This window comes from Marinifilum sp. D714 (assembly GCF_030851345.1).
GTDB lineage: Bacteria > Bacteroidota > Bacteroidia > Bacteroidales > Marinifilaceae > Marinifilum.
In genome coordinates, this window is sequence record NZ_JALPNU010000018.1 from 28,115 (window position 1) to 48,123 (window position 20,009).

18 protein-coding genes are annotated in these 20,009 nt (G+C 35.5%); 12 read left to right on the forward strand and 6 right to left on the reverse strand.

Features of this window, described 5'->3' with window-relative positions:
• Positions 1-3 precede the first annotated feature (3 nt).
• Positions 4-1,902 (reverse strand): tetratricopeptide repeat protein, encoded by a 1,899-nt coding sequence (locus M0051_RS14770; RefSeq protein WP_306742274.1) that lies wholly within the window; start codon positions 1,900-1,902, stop codon positions 4-6.
• A gap of 140 nt (positions 1,903-2,042) precedes the next feature.
• On the reverse strand, positions 2,043-3,317 hold the full coding sequence (locus M0051_RS14775) for an OmpP1/FadL family transporter (RefSeq protein ID WP_306742275.1): 1,275 nt from the start codon (positions 3,315-3,317) through the stop codon (positions 2,043-2,045).
• A gap of 112 nt (positions 3,318-3,429) precedes the next feature.
• Between M0051_RS14775 and M0051_RS14780 the strand changes: the two genes are divergently transcribed.
• Positions 3,430-4,692 carry a Fic family protein gene (locus M0051_RS14780; RefSeq protein ID WP_306742276.1) on the forward strand — a complete coding sequence of 421 codons (1,263 nt, stop codon included), beginning with the start codon at positions 3,430-3,432 and terminating at the stop codon, positions 4,690-4,692.
• Positions 4,693-4,739: 47 nt separating this feature from the next.
• Here M0051_RS14780 and sucD read toward each other — a convergent pair whose 3' ends face one another.
• Positions 4,740-5,615, reverse strand: coding sequence for a succinate--CoA ligase subunit alpha (sucD, locus tag M0051_RS14785; protein ID WP_306742277.1), 876 nt, complete (start codon positions 5,613-5,615; stop codon positions 4,740-4,742).
• On the reverse strand, positions 5,615-6,784 hold the full coding sequence (gene sucC / locus M0051_RS14790; protein ID WP_306742278.1) for an ADP-forming succinate--CoA ligase subunit beta: 1,170 nt from the start codon (positions 6,782-6,784) through the stop codon (positions 5,615-5,617). The genes sucD and sucC overlap by 1 nt, the downstream gene beginning before the upstream one ends.
• Positions 6,785-7,415: 631 nt before the next feature.
• Here sucC and M0051_RS14795 point away from each other — a divergent pair.
• The 11 genes from M0051_RS14795 to M0051_RS14845 all read left to right on the forward strand — a co-directional run bounded on the left by M0051_RS14795 (position 7,416) and on the right by M0051_RS14845 (position 17,081).
• Positions 7,416-8,291, forward strand: coding sequence for an AraC family transcriptional regulator (locus M0051_RS14795; RefSeq protein WP_306742279.1), 876 nt, complete (start codon positions 7,416-7,418; stop codon positions 8,289-8,291).
• A 136-nt stretch (positions 8,292-8,427) separates the two neighbouring features.
• A complete protein-coding gene (locus M0051_RS14800; RefSeq protein ID WP_306742280.1) occupies positions 8,428-9,579 on the forward strand; it encodes an acyltransferase in 1,152 nt (383 codons plus the stop codon).
• A 321-nt stretch (positions 9,580-9,900) separates the two neighbouring features.
• Positions 9,901-10,296, forward strand: coding sequence for a molecular chaperone Tir (locus M0051_RS14805; RefSeq protein WP_110362139.1), 396 nt, complete (start codon positions 9,901-9,903; stop codon positions 10,294-10,296).
• A 21-nt stretch (positions 10,297-10,317) separates the two neighbouring features.
• Positions 10,318-11,022: a PspA/IM30 family protein gene (locus M0051_RS14810; RefSeq protein WP_110362140.1), complete on the forward strand. Its 705-nt coding sequence runs from the start codon at positions 10,318-10,320 to the stop codon at positions 11,020-11,022.
• 133 nt (positions 11,023-11,155) lie between these two features.
• On the forward strand, positions 11,156-11,695 hold the full coding sequence (locus M0051_RS14815) for a DUF4178 domain-containing protein (RefSeq protein ID WP_306742281.1): 540 nt from the start codon (positions 11,156-11,158) through the stop codon (positions 11,693-11,695).
• An 87-nt stretch (positions 11,696-11,782) separates the two neighbouring features.
• Positions 11,783-12,625: a hypothetical protein gene (locus M0051_RS14820; RefSeq protein ID WP_306742282.1), complete on the forward strand. Its 843-nt coding sequence runs from the start codon at positions 11,783-11,785 to the stop codon at positions 12,623-12,625.
• 31 nt (positions 12,626-12,656) lie between these two features.
• Positions 12,657-13,529 carry a DUF350 domain-containing protein gene (locus M0051_RS14825; RefSeq protein ID WP_306742283.1) on the forward strand — a complete coding sequence of 291 codons (873 nt, stop codon included), beginning with the start codon at positions 12,657-12,659 and terminating at the stop codon, positions 13,527-13,529.
• A gap of 82 nt (positions 13,530-13,611) precedes the next feature.
• Entirely contained in the window at positions 13,612-15,150 is a 1,539-nt protein-coding gene (locus M0051_RS14830) for a polyamine aminopropyltransferase (protein ID WP_306742284.1), read from the forward strand.
• Positions 15,150-15,506: an S-adenosylmethionine decarboxylase gene (locus M0051_RS14835; RefSeq protein WP_306742285.1), complete on the forward strand. Its 357-nt coding sequence runs from the start codon at positions 15,150-15,152 to the stop codon at positions 15,504-15,506. Before M0051_RS14830 ends, M0051_RS14835 begins: the two co-directional genes overlap by 1 nt.
• A 16-nt stretch (positions 15,507-15,522) precedes the next feature.
• Positions 15,523-16,548: a TrkA family potassium uptake protein gene (locus M0051_RS14840; protein WP_306742286.1), complete on the forward strand. Its 1,026-nt coding sequence runs from the start codon at positions 15,523-15,525 to the stop codon at positions 16,546-16,548.
• A 134-nt stretch (positions 16,549-16,682) separates the two neighbouring features.
• Positions 16,683-17,081 (forward strand): hypothetical protein, encoded by a 399-nt coding sequence (locus tag M0051_RS14845; RefSeq protein ID WP_306742287.1) that lies wholly within the window; start codon positions 16,683-16,685, stop codon positions 17,079-17,081.
• Positions 17,082-17,088: 7 nt separating this feature from the next.
• Here M0051_RS14845 and rnhA read toward each other — a convergent pair whose 3' ends face one another.
• Together rnhA and M0051_RS14855 are read right to left on the reverse strand one after the other, a co-directional pair.
• Positions 17,089-17,547, reverse strand: a complete 459-nt coding sequence (gene rnhA, locus M0051_RS14850) for a ribonuclease HI (protein WP_306742288.1) — start codon at positions 17,545-17,547, stop codon at positions 17,089-17,091.
• A gap of 168 nt (positions 17,548-17,715) precedes the next feature.
• Entirely contained in the window at positions 17,716-19,893 is a 2,178-nt protein-coding gene (locus M0051_RS14855; RefSeq protein WP_306742289.1) for a S46 family peptidase, read from the reverse strand.
• Between the last annotated feature and the right edge of the window lie 116 nt (positions 19,894-20,009).

Genomic DNA, 20,009 nt, shown 5'->3' on the forward strand with positions numbered 1-20,009 from the left:
AGCTTATGTGATTAATGGAATAGAGTAGGTAACCTTAGTTCCATTTTCACCATGATTAATTAAGTCAACGATTTCAAAATTCATTTTTTTCGAAGATCTAAAATTGTAAATCTTCACACGATCTAGAGCAATTGAAGTAGCCAACGATTTATGATTTTTTTGTTCGGATTCTTTTTTGGCCTCTTCAATTCCAATTCCATTGTCAATAATACTAAATCTTATTGATTCTTCATCATCTGTTTTAGAGACTTTTACATTAATACAAGCTTCAGGATTATTCCTAAGTTTTCCATGAATAAGAGCATTTTCGATAAATGGTTGAGCTAGCATTGGAGGAATCATTACTTCATCTTGATCCAAACTTGCATCGATCTCAAAATTGTAGGCAATATCATTTTCAAATCTTAGTTTCTGTAGTCCGATATATTCCTCTAAGGTTCTCAATTCTGTACGCAATGAAACAAATTCCTCTCTTGAATTTTCAAGAATTCTACGTACCAAACTGGCCAATTTTGAAAGGTAGTTGTTCGCATCATCATTTTTTTCATCTAAAATAAAACTCTGAATTGCAGTTAAAGAATTGAATAAAAAGTGTGGATTCATTTGTGAGAGTAATACTTTTTGACGTAGATCCATGATTTTATGATCTGCACTCAAACGGTTAATTCTTAATGAAACCAAAACTGCCATAACTCCAAGAATCATAACAACCAATAAAACAATAATCCAGGCATTTTTCTGACCCAATTCAAGTTTTTGAATCTGGGTGCGCTGTTCTAGCAACTCAAATTCTTTCTTTTTCTGTTCCGATTCGAATTTTGCTGTTATTTCTGCTAATTGCTCATCTCTAACTATTGCTTGCAGTGAATCTTTAAGGGAGTGATATTTTTTTAAATAGGAGATGACCATTTCTGGACGTTCTAATTCTTCAAGAAGGTCAGAATAGTATAAATATGTCACGCTTAAATCTTCAGATAAATTCTGTTTCTTGCAAAATGTTTCTGCCTTTTTAAAGTAAGTTTCAGCATTTGTGAATTGCCCCAATTCTTGCAATACAATGGCCTTTTTTATATATAATTTCCCAATTCCCCAAATGTCGTTAAGCTGTAGTCTAATATCTTCACACTTATTAAAATACTCTAAAGCCCTAAGCGGTTTATCCATTGCTTGATAGCACTCTCCAATATTTAATTGAATAATTGCCTTATGCTGCAACATCCCATCCTTTTCATTCAATTTTAAAGCTTCAAGTTGGTAGTTCAAGGATTCTTCAAATAAATCTTGTTGGAATTTAATAACGCCAATATTTGTTAGAACTCTTGAATAACGTTGCGTTTCGTTCATTTTGGAGTACATCTCTTTTGCTTTAAGATAAAATTTTAAAGCTTTGTTAAGATCTCCTAGTGTTTGATACACTCCTCCAATATTTGTAAAAGCAGATGCAATTCCTTTGGGATAATTTAAAGCTTCATATATCTCTAGTGCTTTTAAATATTGTTGTAGACCTTTATCATATTTATTCGTTCTTCTATATATTATGCCTTCGTTTGAAATCAACATGGCAACATTTAAGCTGTCATTAATTGATTCAAATTCTTTTATTGCTTTGTCGTAATGAAAAAATGCAGAGTCAAATAATCCTTGATACAAAAATGTTGTTCCCTGTGATTTATGAGCAAATCCAATAAGTTCTGGTTTTTTAGTAGAATTGGCTAATTTTATCGTTTTCCTTCCGATGTAGGCACAGCTATCATATGAGGAATTTCTTAAACTTTTAGCTTGATTAAGAAGGTTGTCTACCTCCTTTTCAATTTGAGATTGTGGAATATCATTGAGAATGATTCCGGCCTGTAAATAAATTGATGATATTGTAAAAAGAAGTAGTAAAACTAAGCGTTTCATGTTTAAGAGTGTTATTAGAAAATCACTGCAAAATATGAATATTCAATGAAAAACAGATAACTGCTTAGCAAAAAATAGATTTATGGTAATAAAAAAGCCTGATCAACGATCAGGCTTTCAATATCCATGCTTAAATGGATTTAAAAATTGTATGTAATACCAACACCTGGTAACCAAGCTCTGTATTTGTATTCTCCTGCAAAACCTGAGTTGCTATCTACTCTGTCCACTTTTTCTCCTTCATTGTATAGTAATGAAGCATCTAAGCTAAGCTTGTTGTTAAGTTTATAAGAAAAACCTAATGAAACGCCTACTTTGTTCGCTCCTGGAGTTTCAGGAGTATAGTACATATCATTTGTTGGTGTTTCGTCGAAATATAAACCAGCATAAAGATCTAATTTTTCATTAGCAGTGTATCTTGCACCGAATCTCCAAGTCATTGTATTGTCCCAGTCTCTTGTACTTTCAGAATCAGCAAGAACAGGAATCATTACATTAGGGATGCTAGGATGAGGAATAGAAGTATTTTTTTCAAAATCAAAATTCAATGATTTGTATGCATTCCATTTAATAAAGTTTGCATCAGCAGAAACCAACCACTTATCGTTGATCTGGTATGCAAAACCAATATTTAAACTTGCAGGAAGTGGTAATGATGCTGCAACTCCTCCATCAGGGAAAAGTGCAGAAATACCTTCAGGAACAGTAAAATCAGCATCTGCATCAGAATATTCAAGATCAACATCTACTTGCGATCTGTATGAAATACCAATGTTTAATTTTTCAGTAGGTTGCAAGAAAACTCCAAGGTTATAACCATACTGAATGTTGTTTCCTGAAATATTTACTGAGCCAAAAACCGGATCAGCTGATCCTACAAGAGGTCCTACATTTACCGCTCTGTTTAAATCTTCTTCTCCGTAAACAATATTTAGTCCGGCACCAACACTTAACCAGTCATTAATTTTATATGATACTGTTGGCTGAATATAAATTGCTTTTAAGGTAATGTCTTGAATTAATTGATTCCCAGACCAGTCATTCCCCCAATCCATAGTGTTTCCAAAAGGAGTATAAGCCCCGATACCAATCGCAAGTTTATCACTTACTTTCATTGATCCATAAAAATAGAAAGGAGTATTGGTAGGATTATCGGTTGATTCAGTACCGTTTAATCCTGTATATTCTGCTTTAGTGAAAGTGCCAAATCCACCTAATGAGAAGCTATATTTATTGCTCAATGTTGCCAAAGCTCCAGGATTCCATTGCATACTACTTGCATCAAAGTTTAATGCAGTACCAACATGGCCCATCCCAGTTTGCTTAGCTCCCTGAAGATTAACAGCATAACCTTCCGCTTTTACATTGTATGCCATTGCAATTACAGCGATGGCTAAACAAATTCTTTTAATCATAAGTTGATGTTTTAAAATTTCGATCTGAATATAAATTAAAAACTTTGTCTTGCAAGAGTAAAACAATTAAGATCAGAAAGTTACCGTGTGTAAATGTCAGATAATCAAAACAATGCAAATATTTAGATCTATCGATAAGAAAAAGGAGTGTGTAATTTTGAATGGTCTTTTATTAAATTTTAATACTTTTATCCTGAATAAGATACCTTTATTCAATTATATGACTAGAAACTTGAATAAAAATACAGCCGGAAATTATACTTATCAGAGTTTTAAAGAAGGTTACCGAAGCGTAACTCCTTCTTTAATTAATCGTTCCTTTGAATGGCAGGATAAGCAGATTAATATTTTGTTAGAGAGAGCGATGTTGGAATTGGGTGAGCTAAATGCATTCTCTAAATTCTTTCCAAACATAAATCGATACATTCCTCTATTTATAGCGCAAGAGGCAGTTGCCTCTAATATGATTGAAGGGAGTAAATGTAGTTTATCGCAAGCTTTTGTGCCTGAGAACTCAAAGAGTTTCAAACGCATTTACGAGCAGAAGGAAATTACCAATCATATCGCTGCAATAAAGTGGGGAGTGAAAGAATTAAGGCGCTTTCCTTTAAGTATTCGATTGGTCAAAGAATCTCATAGAATTCTATGTTCTGATTTGCCTCAATTGGAAGATTTTGGTGGAAAAATTCGGCCTTTTGTAAATTCAAAAGACAACAAGTTCGATGTTGGATTTAAATATTCTCCACCCAATAAGCATGAGTTAAAAATTTTGATAAACGATGCAAAGAAGTTTTGGCGTAACGACAATTTGGAGCTTCCATTGTTAATCAAAATGGCAATTTCCTTATATCAATTCGAAAATATCCTCCCATTTCTAGATGGTAATGGAAGAACGGCACGAACCCTTATTCTTTTTGAAATGATGGAGTTAAGTTTTGTGCACAAGCCCGTTTTTTGTTTATCGGTGTTTTTTGAGCGTAATAGGCTGGAGTATTATCATCGATTAAATTTAATTCGATCGAAAAATGATATAGAACAATGGATTCGTTTTTTCTTAACTGGAATTAAAGAATCAGCTCGATATAGTAAAGAGATATTGGGTAATATCAACTCAATGGTTGAAAGAAATGAGAAGTTGATTGAGGAACATATGGGAAAGAAGAGGCATCAATCTGCCAAGCAATTGATTACAGAGTTCTATTCCTCACCATTTTTATCGGTAAATGATATTAAAGAAAAGTTGGGACTAAGTTTTCAATCAGCCAATTTGCTGATAAAAGAATTAGAGAAGTTTGGATTGGTAAAAGAATTGGTTGGTGCAAGAAGGAATAGACTTTTTTATTTGTGGGAATATTTACAGCTATTTGAATTATAAAAAAAGCCGATTCATTTTTGAATCGGCTTTTTGTTATTTATAAGGATTTACCCCAATACTTCTTTCATCTTCTTGCCTATTTCAGCAGGCGATTTTACTACATGAATTCCAGCAGCAGCCAATGCTTTCATTTTCTCCTCGGCTGTACCTTTACCACCAGCAATAATAGCTCCGGCATGCCCCATACGTTTACCAGGAGGTGCGGTTTGACCAGCAATAAATGCAACAACCGGCTTGTCAACATTTTCAGCAATGTAAGCTGCAGCTGTCTCTTCATCCGATCCACCAATTTCACCAATTAAAACAATGGCTTCTGTTTTAGGATCTTCGTTTAGCAATTTAACTGCATCGATATGCTTGGTTCCAATAATTGGATCTCCACCAATACCAATTGCTGTTGATTGTCCAAATCCAGCTTCGCCCAATTGATGAACTGCTTCGTAGGTTAATGTACCCGAACGAGAAACAATACCAATGGTACCAGGTTTATGAATAAATCCAGGCATGATACCGATTTTTGCTTCGCCAGGAGTAATTACACCAGGACAGTTAGGACCTACCAAAGTTGTTTTTGGATATTTTTTAAGGAACTCATGAACCTTAAGCATATCAAAAGTTGGAATTCCTTCGGTAATACAAATTACCAGATCAACACCAGCTTCAGCCGCTTCCATAATGGCATCGGCAGCGAATGGAGGTGGAACGAAAATAACAGAAGCATTGGCTCCGGTTTTTTCAACAGCACCTTTCATGGTGTTGTAAATCGGAATTTTATCCATAAATAGCTGACCTCCTTTACCTGGAGTAACACCAGCAACTACATTGGTTCCATAGTCAATCATTTGTTGGGTGTGGAACGCACCTTCGGAACCAGTGATTCCCTGAACCACTAGTTTTGTATTTTTATCTACTAATACACTCATTATGCTTCAATTGTTTTAAGGGTTCCTACTACTTTTTCAGCTGCATCTTTCAACTCTGTAGCAGCAATAATATTCATTCCTGATTCCTCTAAAAGTTTTTTACCTTCTTCGGCATTGGTTCCTTGTAGTCGAACCACAATTGGTACTTTGGTGTCAATATTCTTAATGGCTTCGATAACTCCTTTGGCAACACGGTCGCAACGAACAATACCACCAAAAATATTAATAAGCACTGCTTTTACATTTTTATCGGAAAGAATAATTCTAAAGCCTTTTTCTACAGTTTCGGCAGATGCACCACCTCCTACATCAAGGAAATTGGCAGGTTCTCCACCCGTAAGTTTAATGATATCCATGGTTCCCATTGCCAAACCGGCACCGTTTACCATACAACCAATATTACCTTCTAGTTTAATATAGTTAAGGCCTGACCTTCCTGCTTCAATTTCAAGAGGTTCTTCTTCGTCTAAATCACGAAGCGCAACAATGTCTTTATGACGATACAATGCATTCTCGTCGAAATTCGCTTTGGCATCAAGAGCAATTACAGCGCCTTCTTTGGTAACAACCAACGGGTTGATTTCAAAAATAGATGCATCGGTTCCCATATAGGCTTTGTAAAGTGCCATCAAAAACTTCACACCATTTTTAAAGGCATCACCCGTTAAGTTTAGAGCGAATGCCATTTGTCTGGCTTGAAATGGTTGAAGACCTACAGCAGTATCAACCACTACTTTTACAATTTTTTCAGGGGTTTCTTCAGCTACTTTTTCAATTTCCATACCACCCTCAGTGGATACCATGAAAGTAACTGCAGAAGTAGTACGGTCCATTACAATACCTGCATACAATTCTCTATCAATGTTTGAAGCAGCTTCAATAAGCACTTTCTTTACTAGTTTTCCCTCAGGACCAGTTTGATGTGTCACCAAAGTCATACCTAGGATGTCGTTGGCATATTGAGAAACATCTTGTGCAGTTGGAGCAAATTTAACTCCACCACCTTTTCCTCTACCACCGGCGTGAATTTGGGCTTTAACAACTACCGGCAAGCCAATTTCGGCTGCGGCCTCTTCAGCTTCCTTTACCGAGAATGCAATTTTGCTTTCCGGAACAGGAACACCAAACGAGCGTAAGATTTCTTTTGCTTGATATTCGTGAATCTTCATTCTATAAAAATTTTTTGTTAGGCTTGGAATGACCTGCAAAAGTTCTGCTGGTATTGTTTTACTTGATTTTGAACAGATTTAGGCAAGTCGGTTAATAATAATACAAATGTTTAATTTTTAGATGAACCTAAATATATAAATATCTGCATGGAATAAAAAGGTGATTTCTCATAAATTTAAAGATTTTCGCATCTTTAATTTACATTATCGTGTAAGTGGTTGTAATTCATCTGTAATGCGAAGTGTTATTCTTTTTCGATGAGTTTATAGATTGTGACAATATGTTTTGATCGAAGTAAATCTTTCTAAATTTATTAATAATAGAGTAACTTCATAGCAAATTCAAATTTGTATGTATCCAGTTGAACTTCGTTTAGATATTTTTTCACTTCTGATCTTGTTGGGAATCTTTCAAGGACTTTTTCTAACCTATTTTTTCCTGAACAAAGAAAATCGCAAACTTTTATCTAATCGTATTTATGGATTTTTATTAATCAGTCTTTCCCTTTTGATTTTTGATCATTGGTTGAATTATACGGGCTATATGACTCGGGTAATTTTCATCGATAATTTTTCTGAACCCTTAAATTTTGCTATTGCACCCATTTGCTACTTATATATAAAATATAGTTTGAAGCCCAATTTTAAGCGACGGGATTATTGGCACTTTGCATTTTTTGCCTTTTATGTGTTTTACTCCTTCTTTTATTATTTACAGACCGATGAATTCAAATTCAACTCATTTGTATGGGTAAATCATCCCGATTGGGAAAGAATCCAAGCCGTGCAAACATTTAGTGATGACCCTTTGCAACTGCGAGCCCATATTAATCAGTTAACATTGCTGCACTTCGTAGTTTATTTGGGATTTTCTATTCGCGAAATCATAAAAGAGGTAAAAAGCAAAAAGTTGCAATTCTGGAAATTAAAAAATCAACAATTAAGATGGTTGCGAAATTTATGCCTTCATTTTTTTGTGGTGATTATCATTTTTATCGTCACCAAAACTACGCTGGGGCGTGATTTGGGAGATCATTTTATTGCATCTTATATTACCTTAATTATCTACCTGGCCAGTATCAAGGTTGTAAATGATTCTCTTTTTTTTAAGAAAAGTAATACTGCAAAGATTCCAGAGAAATACTCCAAGTCTTCATTGAATGAATCTCAAAAAGATAAAATTTTAGATCAATTGCAGCAAGTGATGCAAACAGAGCAATATTTTACCAACAATATGGCCTCCCTGCCACACCTTTCCAAAAAGATTGGATGCGTTTCTCATCATGTTTCGCAAGTCATTAATGAGCGATTGGGAAAAAGTTTCTTTGAATGGATGGCTGAGTTGAGAGTTGAAAAGGCCAAGGAGCTGCTTTCACAGAATGAGAACCATAATATCACCATTGAGGAGTTGGCCGAAAGGGTAGGATACAATTCAAAATCTTCATTCAATAAGGCATTTAAGAAGTACACCTCCCAAACGCCTACCCAATTTAAGAATTCGCTGTAAATCAATTGTAAAAATGGATGTATTATGTGTTTCCCGATAAGGAAACACGGCTTGCCTATAATCAGATTCGTCATTTTTATTCCTTCTGTAAGATCTTTGTTTCAAAGCTAAGGACAAATCGTAAAATCGAATTAAAATGGAAAAATCAGAAAGAAGATACGAAATTGATTGGTTAAGAATTGTACTTATTGCAAGTGTATTTCTTTTCCATATTGGGATGTTTTTTAACCCTTGGCACTGGCATGTGAAAAACAGTGTTCAATATCCACAGTTGGTCGAATTAATGGGCTTCCTTCATTGTTGGCGAATGCCTCTCTTGTTTTTTGTATCTGGGGCGGGAACATTTTTGGCCTTGGGCAAAAGATCTATATGGGAATATGTGAAAGAAAGAAACAAGCGATTGATGCTACCCTTTTTCTTCGGATTATTTACCCTGGTTCCCATACAGGTTTACCTCGAAAAATTTACAGAGTATTCATCTCTTTGGAATTTTTATATGCATGTGTTTGATGGTGTATATCCTGAGGGAAATATGAGCTGGCATCATTTGTGGTTTATTTTATATCTCTTTTTTCTATCAATGGTTGCAATTCCAATTATTAAATGGTTACGAAGTAATCGATCTCAGAACTTTCTAAGTTTTATTAATCGAATCGCATGTAAAAAGGGAGGAATGCTACTATTCGTTGTTCCAATTCTCATTTCTCAATTAATATTGCGTCAATTCTGGCCCAATAGTACCCATGGCTTTATTGATGATTGGGCTTATATGTTCATGTATTTCTTTTATTTTATCTATGGATACTTATTTGCAAATAGTAAAGAAATGACTAAAAGTGTTATCTCTCAGAGATACCTGAATGTTTTGGTTGCCACCTCTGTTTATATTTGCTATAGGGTTGGAGGCGAATTGATTGTTGATGATACAGTATATAAATATTTTCATGCCACAATGGATATCATGCTTGCTTGGTCTACTGGGATTACAGTTTTGGGTTTTTTCTGTAGATATATGCGATTCAATTCACCATTTCGCAAATTTGCAAACGAGGCCATTTATCCTTTTTATTTGCTACATCAACCAATTATCTTATTATTCGGATTCTACATTAAGGATATAGAGATGAACATTGTTGTTAAAGCTCTTTATCTTACAGTATCCTCCTTTGCAGCAAGTGTGGGTATTTATTTGTTATTAATTCGTCCGTTTAATTTTATGAGAGTTGTATTTGGACTTAAAGCGCGAAAGAAAGAACAATTGCAATTAGAGGCGGTTAAAACTAAATAGAATAATTTAATAATCAGAATAAAGTTCACCCAATGGGTGGACTTTTTCTTTTTAAGGAATGATTTATCACATTAAAAAAGGAAAACATGTAAAAACTCCCATTTATCGATTTTTTTGAATATTCTCCCGATTAAATAGAGATTGAACGCATTCTATTTTGTAATTTCAAACTCAAACAGAAAAAATGAGAACCATTTTATCATTTAGTGGCCATAGATGATAAATTTTAATTCAGAAGTTTTAAATACAATTCTGGATTTTTCTCAGAGCCAATAAATTGTTCTAATTTTAATTAATTCAATTTTAAAACTGATAAAAAAAATGAGCGCATACTTTAACAAGGTAAAAGATTACCTATTGAACTTAGAATACAACATTGTACAGGAAGATTTAGCAGAGGAACTATTTGTAGTTGAAAATCCTGAAGGAGGAATTGCAAATCTGGTTGTTGATTGTGAGGATCCAATTCTAATTATTGAAGGTTTACTTTTCGAAATTAGTGGTGATAAGGATGATATTTTTAAATCATTACTAATGAAGAACAGAGAAATAGTACATGGTGCTTTTACTTTAGACGAAACTGGAACTAAGGTGTTGTTCCGCGATACTCTTCAGTTGGAAAATCTGGACCAAAATGAATTGGAAGCAACTTTAAATTCATTGGAATTATTGCTGAGTGAATACTCAGAAGAGATTATTTCATTTTCAAAATTGTAAACGATAAAAGATTAAAATAAAATGGGAATTTTTAGCAGACTATTTAATGTGGGTAAAGCAGAAGCTCACGCCGCTATAGATAAATTAGAGGATCCTATTAAGATGACAGAACAAGGGATCAGAGATCTTAAAAAGGATTTGGATAAAAGCTTACAAGCTTTGGCTGAAGTAAAGGCTTTGGCAATTAGAAGCAAGAGAGAATTGAACGAACAAAAGTCGATGGGACAGAATTACGAGCAAAAAGCGATTCTTCTGTTGCAAAAGGCTGAAAAGGGTGATTTAGATGTTGCAGAAGCAGAACGTTTGGCAACAGAAGCATTGGCAAGAAAAGAAGAAGCAGTTGCAAATGCAGCTCGCGCTCAAGAAGAGGTGACTCGATTTGATCAAAACATTAGTCAGCTTGATGCCAATGTGAAGAAGTTGAAATCAACGATTACTCGCTATGAGAATGAATTGCGTACTTTAAAGGCTCGTGCTCGTGTAAGTTCTGCAACTCAAAAAATCAACAAACAACTTTCTGGAATTGACAGTTCGGGAACCGTATCGATGTTGGAAAAAATGAAAGACAAAGTTGCTCAACAAGAAGCAATGGCTGAAGCTTATGGCGAAATTTCTGTTGAAAACAGAAGTTTGGATGATGAGATTGATGCAACTTTAAATGAAACAAACGTTAAAGCTTCGAATGCCTTGGAAGAGTTAAAGGCTAAGATGAAGAATAAGGAATAGCTGTTTTATTTGACTAATAAATGCAAAATTAACGCAAGTAACGCCAATAGATAGCTATAATGCAATCATGAACGTAGTGAAATGAGTGGATATTTAGCTACTAATCGGTATTACAAATTGAACGAAATTAAAAATGGGATTAGCCGATTTTTTTAAAAGAAAAAAACAGCCCTCGTACGATAGCACCAACATCCGGGTAACCGACCTGGATGTTGGTTTTGTTTTTGAATACGATCTTGAAAGTTGGGAAGTACAGGCTTGTTATGAGTACGATTGGGGAGATAATTTCTTTACCCAGGAGTTCAAGATTTTTAACGGAACAAAAACAAGATTTTTGTCGGTTGAAGATGATGATGAGTTGTATTTATCTGTTTCAGAAAAAATAAAAACTCGTCAGCTCGGAGCTGATGTTCATGAGTCATTACTGGGCAATCAGAAAGCTCCTGCATCATTTGAATACGATGGTAGAAAGTATTTCATGGAGAAAGAATCACCTGGTTTCTATAATGATGTAGCCAAAGGTGATGAATGGGTTGAGTTTATCTCATGGGATTACGAAGATGAAACGGGCGAATACATTGTTTGCATCGAACAATGGGATGAACAGGAATTCGAAGCCTCTGCAGGAAAACGAATCAAAGAATTCGAAATCTCTAATATCTTACCAAAATAGAAAAAGGAATTGTGGATTATGAATTATAAATGATGAATGCAGTCGTTTAATTCATAACTCATAATTTATAATTCAAAATTAGATTTTATGAATAGCACAGCAAAAGTTGTACTTGGGATCATCGTATTGTTTTTTATTGTGAAAACATGTGGAAGTTGCGATTCTTCCACATCTCGCCAGCGATCATCAAGTTCTCAAGTATCAAAAACATGGCAAAAATCACCGGTTGATGAGTTGATTAAGGAATTGAATGGAGAGCAAAATTTTTCCATCATTCTATTTGATATGGATGCAAGTGAATCGGGAAAAGATTACAGACATCAGTATCAGGTATTGATAGAAAAACCAGATACAATTCTTGAGAAGAAAACCGGATGGAGAGAAGTTAGTGAGACTTTTTTCTCGCAGCACATTAATGATATGGGAATGGAAATTGCCTCAAAAAAAGATGGCAAGCTAACCAAGCAAGCTGTTCCGGCAGGTTATAATCATTATGTGGGCAATGAGAAGTACGGACGATGGGAAAATCGTGGAGGTTCATCTTTTTGGGCATTCTATGGACAATATGCCTTTATGTCGTCGATGTTTAATATGATGACTTACCGTCGATCATATTGGGACGATTACAACCGAGGTGGTTATTATGGTGGATCAAGAGGATATTACGGACCACGAGGTGGAAGTCCTGTTTATGGCACCAAAAGTTATACATCCTCAACAACAGGAAAGAGCAGCACTTGGGCAAGCAAGCCTAATACTTTTAAAGATCGCGTAAGAAGCAAGGTAAGTCGCTCGTCGAGTCAATCTAGCCGATTTAGTTCGTCTCGCTCAAAATCGTCAAGTTCATACTCTAAAAGAACGAGCAGAAGTTCTTCAAGATACAAGTCCAGTCGTTCTACTCGCTCACGCAGTGGTGGATTTGGTAAATAAAATTGGTGTATAATTCATAGAATTAAAAAATATGATTTCATTATCAGAGATTTCTTATATCATTTACGATGCTGTGGTTTATATCGCCGTGGCATTTGCCATTTTCCTAATTGGAAAATTTGTTTATCAGTTACTTCATCCATCCTTTAAGGTAAAAGAAGAATTGGTAAAAAAAGACAACTTTGCTTTTGCCATTGCACATGTTGGTTACTATGTTGGCTTGTTATTGGCTATTGGTAGTGCCATTGTTGGTCCTTCAAATGGCTTGGTTAACGACATTATTGATATTGCAGTTTACGGATTGTTGGCAATTGTTCTTTTAAACTGTTCCATCTTCCTTTCGGATTATTTAATGCTTCGTAATTTCTCTATTCGAAAAGAGATTATTGAAGATCAAAATGCCGGAACAGGAATTATCGAAGGTGCTGTTTCTGTTGCATCAGGTTTAATCATTTTTGGCGCTGTTTCAGGCGAAAGTGGCGATATGCTTTTCGGAATTCTAACAGCAGTGGTGTTTTGGGCATTTGGTCAGTTGGCCTTAATTCTTACAACACGTTTCTACAATTGGATTACACCTTACAATATTCATGATCATATAGAAAAAGACAATGTTGCTGTAGGGATTGGTTTTGCAGGAGCAATTATTGCCATTGGTAACTTGATCAGATTCGGACTAGTAGGAGATTTTGAAGGATGGCTTCCTTCCTTTACCGAGACGGGATTTGAATTGGTGGTAGGTTTAATTCTTCTTCCGGTAATGCGTTTAATTACTGATAAGATTTTGCTTCCAGGAGAAAAATTAACGGATGAAATTATCAATCAGGAGAGACCAAATGTAGGGGCTGCCTTGGTAGAGGCTTTTGCATATATTGGCGGATCGGTATTGATTACATGGTGTTTATAGAATTATGAATTCAGCATTATAAATTATGAGTTAGGGTGATTTCATTCATAATTCATCATTTATAATTTATAATTAAGAGGTTTTGTTTAAGAGTAAATCAACATTATTAAAGGCAGCAATTTTTGCTACCGGATTTTCTGGAGTAGTAGCAGAGTATATTCTATCTACACTGGCAACCTATTTTTTGGGTGATTCAACCCTGCAATGGGTGATGACCATCTCGCTGATGCTATTTTCAATGGGACTTGGTGCTCGTTTCAGTAAGATTTTCGAGAAAAACTTATTGAAAGTGTTTTTGCTTCTTGAGTTTACACTGTCAATTCTGGTTTCATTCGCACCTTTACTGGTTTATACGGCATCAGCATATACTCAAGCAATTGGAATAATAATCTATTCGTTGGCAGTATTGGTTGGTTTGCTGATCGGAATGGAAATCCCTTTGGTGATTCGAATCAATGATGAGTACGAGAAATTACGATTCAATATTTCTAATATTCTGGAGAACGATTATTACGGTAGTTTACTAGGTGGAATATTTTTCGCTTTTATTGGTTTGCCTTTCTTTGGTTTAATTTATACACCATTTATTCTTGGGTTTGTAAATTTTACAGTTTCAATTGTTGTTATGATTTTCTTATGGGATCTTTTTAAAGCAGGTGAACGAAGAAAATTATCAGGGATAGCAGTTTTTATTTTGGTATTTCTTACTTCTGGAACAGCCATTGCCGACAGGGTGATTAGTTATGGAGAGCAACTAAAATATGCCGATAAGGTAGTTTATGCCGAGCAAACCAAATATCAACGGATTGTAATTACCCAGTGGAAAAATGATTATTGGTTATATCTGAATGGAAACCAGCAATTGTGTACTCGCGATGAGGTGATGTATCATGAACCTTTGGTGCATCCGGCCATGAGTTTGCATCCAAACCCTGTAAATATTTTGGTATTGGGTGGTGGTGATGGCTGTGCGGTTCGCGAAATCTTAAAGTATCCGAAAGTTGAGAAGATTACTTTGGTTGATTTAGACCCTGCCATGACAGAATTGGGAAAAACACATTCGATTTTAACCAAACTGAATGAGAATTCGCTTCATCACGAGAAGGTTGATGTAAATAATGCCGATGGGTTTACTTTTTTGCAAGAGAATGAAGATTACTATGATGTGGTAATTATCGATCTTCCCGATCCTCGCTCGGTAGAGTTGGGTCGTTTGTATTCCTATGAATTTTACAAACAATGTTACCGACACATGCGACCGGGTGGTGTGATTGTTACTCAGGCAGGAAGTCCATATTTCGCTACGCGTGCTTTTTCATGTATTGTGGAAACCATGAAAAGTGCAGGATTCGAAACGGTTCCAATGCACAACCAGGTGATTACACTTGGCGAATGGGGATGGAGTTTGGGCGTTAAACAAGCTAATGGTGATGTGAAGAAGAGTTTAAGAAAACTCGAGTTTGAGATACCAACTCGTTGGATCAACAATGAGGCAATGGCTTTGATCACATCTTTTGGAAAGGATTATTATCCTTGGGAAAAAGATACAGTTTTAGTTAATAGAATTCATGAGCCAGTACTTTATAAGTATTATTTAAAAGGAAATTGGGATTTGTACTAATGGAAGAGAAAACAAAAATACTTGACGCAAGAATTCACAATTTAAGGTTTTGGGTTACTGATTGTGATCCAATGCTTTTAAAGGTGAGGTTTCAGAACTATCTGAAAAAGGTGGGTTTTGTGATTTTGAATTGTTCTGATCATCATTTTCCTGTACAGGGATATACCGCTTTATGGATGTTGGCCGAATCGCATTTGGCCATTCACACATTCCCAGATAAAGGATATACCTATGTGGAGTTAAGTTCTTGCAATCAGGGTAAATCGGAGCATTTTAAGAAATTGATTGAAGAGAGCGATTTGCAAGTGAATTGGAATGGTGAAGGGATAGAAATTTGTAAGCCAACGGAGAATTAAAAGCGGATAAAAAGGCATGAAAAAAAAACTGGTATATCTGGCGGCATTTCTGGTATATGTATTGGCAATATTGTCGATACAGTGGTTTGAAAGTCAATCGCCCGATTCGAACATTAAGACCATTGGCGATGCATTTTGGTATGCAATTGTTACGCTAACCACGGTTGGTTATGGCGATTTTTATCCCGTAACGTTACCGGGTAAGATTATCGGTTTGCTTGTAATTATAGGTAGCTTAGGAATATTGGGATTTTTAATTGGTGAAATAACGGTAAGATTTAATCAGTATATGGAAAAGAAAAAAAGTGGTTTTTGGGGAACCGATTTCGAGAATCATTATGTGATTATTGGTTGGAATGAATTTGCTCAAAAAGTGGCAAATGAAATTATTAATGCAGGGCAAAAAGTTGCCGTTGTTACCAACTCTAAAGCAGATTTGGATTTAATTGCTGATCTTTATTCATCGAAAGATGTGTTTTTTCTTTTTGCTGATTATTCTAATATTGAAGCTTACCAAAAAGTGAATGTATCACAATCGAAACGAGTATTTGTCAATTTTGAGAGTGACTCTGAGACTTTAGTTTTTGTGATCAACCTGAAAAAGCAATATCCACAGTCGAATGTGGTTGTGCGTTGTGCAAATCCTAGTTTGAAAGAAACCTTTTTAAATGCTGGAATCGATCATGTGATTGCACAAAACGAGGTAGCTTCCAAACTGGTTGCATCCTATCTGTTCGAGCCACATGTTGCCACTTACACCGAAGATTTAATTGCAACTAGTGTTTCCGATGAGGATTCGGATATCCAACAATACCTGATTACCGAAGAATGCCAGTTCTCCGGATCGGATTATATGGATGCTTTCCTGAAATTGAAAGTAGACTTTAATGCCATATTGATTGGTTTGGTACAAGATGGTAAAATCATCAAAAATCCTGTTAAAGGAACCAATGTGCAAACTAATAATTACCTGATTTTAATATCGAGCGGAGACAGTAAAAAAGCCTTGGAAAACTTTTTTGGCGTAAAAGAGGGGGAGTAGAGGCATATTTTCTAAGTATTTAAAGTGATTAAACATGTTTTTGCATTAAATGAATGTAAAAGTGTTACTAGCAGAAGTGTTGATTTTTAATGCTTGTATGAGTACTTTTGCAAGTAATATATCAACGCAAGAATATGAAAAGAATATTATTTATTGCATCCATTATTTTATTGTTCTCTTGTTCGAAGGATGAACCTAATCGATTAATGTATGACATTACCTATACAGTTGTGGCTTCAAATGGAGCTACGATTAATAAAGTGGAATACAGAGATGGTAAAGGTGAACTCGTAGAGTTACTTGATGTAACTTCACCTTGGACGATTGACATTAGAGTAAGAGCAGGTCTTGGATTGGAGGCGGCAGCCTATGGTGATGTTCCTTATAAAGGGTCATTAAGTATCACGGCAACTTGGACGCCTGAAGGAGGTGCAGAGCAATCGGAAACTGATGCGCTAACTAATGACGAGCCTAATATTATACTTATCAAAGATGGAAGAGTAGAAATTTCAGGTAGAACTTTGCCTGACTAACATAGTTTTATTCAGGTTGATAACCTACATCATCAAGTAAATTCGGAGCTTGTGAGGCCAATACGGCTAGTTCATCGGCACGTTCGTTGCCTGGAATGTTGGCATGTCCTTTTACCCAAACAAATTTCACATTGTGCTTCTTGTATATTTCAAGAAAACGCATCCATAAATCAGCATTTTTTTTTCCCTTGAAACGCTTCTTTACCCAACCAAATACCCATTTTTTCTCTACTGAGTCAATTACATATTTTGAGTCGGAGTAGATGGTAACGTCACAACCTGGGGTCTTAAGAGCTTCCAATCCTACGATAACGGCCATCAATTCCATTCGGTTGTTGGTAGTTAGTTTGTATCCCTGATTCAAATCCTTACGATGTTTTCCCGATATTAAAACAACTCCGTATCCTCCCGGACCTGGATTTCCACTTGCTGCACCATCGGTAAACATTGTAATTTTTGTTGACATCTTGTTTTGTTTAGGTTTTATAGATCAAAAGTAAAAAAAATAAAAACGGGTTTACGCAAAGAATTGGACTTTTCGACTCTATAACTTTTAAACTGTTCAAAGCTTTTTTATAAAAAAAGGATGCCCAAAAATTCGAGCATCCTTTGATATTATTTTGTGAGTGGTTTATTACTTCACAATGGTCAATTCGTCAATGATGTTTTTAGCACCAGCAAATTTATCGATGATGAATAGGGTGTAACGTACATCAAGGTTGATACATCTTTGAAGGTTTTCTTCGAAGTCGATATCACCAGACATAGCTTCTGAGTTACCATCGAAAGCAGTACCAATTAATTCACCATTTCCGTTAATTACCGGAGAACCTGAGTTACCACCTGTAATGTCATTGTTTGTTAGGAAACAAGTAGGTAATTTACCATTCTTATCTGCATACTGTCCGTAATCTTTAGCTTCATAAAGCTCTTTCAATTTTGCAGGAACCTGGAATTCGTGACTTGTTGGATCTTCTTTCTCCATTACACCTTTTAAAGTGGTGTAGTGGTAGTAGTAAGCACCATCTCTTGGCTCATAGCCACCAACATTACCGTAAGTTAAACGAATTGTTGAGTTTGCATCTGGAGCCATTAATTTCTTTTTGTTGATTTGTAGCAAACCATCAACGAACAAACGTCTTCCTTTGTTCAAATCTTCAGAACCATTGTATGCAGCTTTGTAAATTTTGTAGTATGCTTCCTGAATAGATGCACCAGTTTTGTATAAGAAGTCATTTTCCAATACTTCAGCTTCAGGAGCTTCAAGGAATTTGTCGAATTTAGCTTCTGTTGCGAATACTGAATTTGCATACACGTTTTCAGCAAATTTTTTGAAATCGTTGTTGTATTCTTTTTCGATTGTTTCAAAAATTGATGGACGGTTTTCCATTGCGATATGATCTGCATAGAATGCAAATAAACCAGCCATTAATTTTTGATCGGTAGGAGCGTTATAATCTTTATAGAATCTCTTACCTGAAGCTTTTAATGCAGCAATCGCTTTTTCAATTGCTTCAGCATCTTGAGTTTCTGCTTTCAGAAGTTTTAATAACTTACCTGCTCTTGAAGCAAAACCAGGAGCTTCGGCACCTCTATCCAAAGCTTCGCCAATGTATGAAGCTTGGTAAGCTGCATCTTTTCTTTCAGCATAAACTTTTTTAATCATATTTAAAGCTTCGCCATACTTCGCTGCACGTTTTGGTTTAGCGTTAGCCCACTCCAAGAATTCTTTTTCGATTTCTTTTTTGTGACCCATTGTGTTCAGCTTTTTCAATGCTTTGTTTTGCTCATTTGAGTATTTCCAATAGTTCGCACTGCTAGCATGTTTCGAAGCGTATTGAATTCTTACCTTAGGATCTTTCAACATATCATTCATCATGATATCCAATTTTACTGTGCGGATATCGTAACGGTTCTTGTTGGTAATCTTCATGGTTTCTTCCAAACCATAAGAAGTTAGGTAACGATTTGTAGTTCCAGGGAATCCCATAATCATAGCGAAATCACCTTCTTCAACTCCTTTAATAGAGATAGGTAAGTGATGCTTAGGCTTCAAAGGTACGTTGTTTTCTGAGTAAGAAGCAGGTTTGCCATCAGCACCAGTATAAATACGGAACATTGAGAAGTCAGCAGTATGACGAGGCCACATCCAGTTGTCAGTATCACCACCAAATTTACCCATTGATTGCGGAGGAGCACCTACCAAACGAACATCTTTGTAAATCTCATAAATGAAAACAAAGTATTGGTTGCCATTGAACATGCTTTTAACATTAGCTCTCAAGTGAGTACCTTCTTCAGCTTTTTTCTCAATAGCTGTTGCAGCTTCTTCAATCGCTTTGTAACGATCTTCTTCCGACATATCGTCTTTTACTCCTTTTAAAACATCTTTTGTTACATCTTCCATTCTTACCAAAATAGAAGCAGTAATACCAGGATTGGTTAGCTCTTCTTTTTTGCTGTAAGCCCAAAATCCGTCTGATAAATAATCATGCTCAGGAGTTGAGTGAGATTGAATTGCTCCGAATCCACAGTGGTGATTGGTTAAGAATAAACCTTGATCAGAAATAATCTCACCAGTACAGAAATGGCGGAATGGTCTTCCTTCGCTTCCTAAACCAACAATTGCATCTTTTAAACAAGATTCGTTTACTTTATAAATATCTTCAGCTGTAAGCTTAAAGCCTTTTTCCTGCATTTCTGCAGTGTTCTTTTTTAAAAGAGATAAAAGCCACATTCCTTCGTCTGCTCTTACAGTAGAGAAGCAAAGCAAAAGACTTAATCCCAATACTAATGATCTTAAGTTTCTCATTTTAGTTGAATAATTTTAAATATGCCCCAAGTTGTTGCTAATAAGTAAGCACTTGGAGCGTTTGTTGTGTCCAATTATTTTGTTGGCAAGCAAAGTTAGTATTATTCTATGTATTT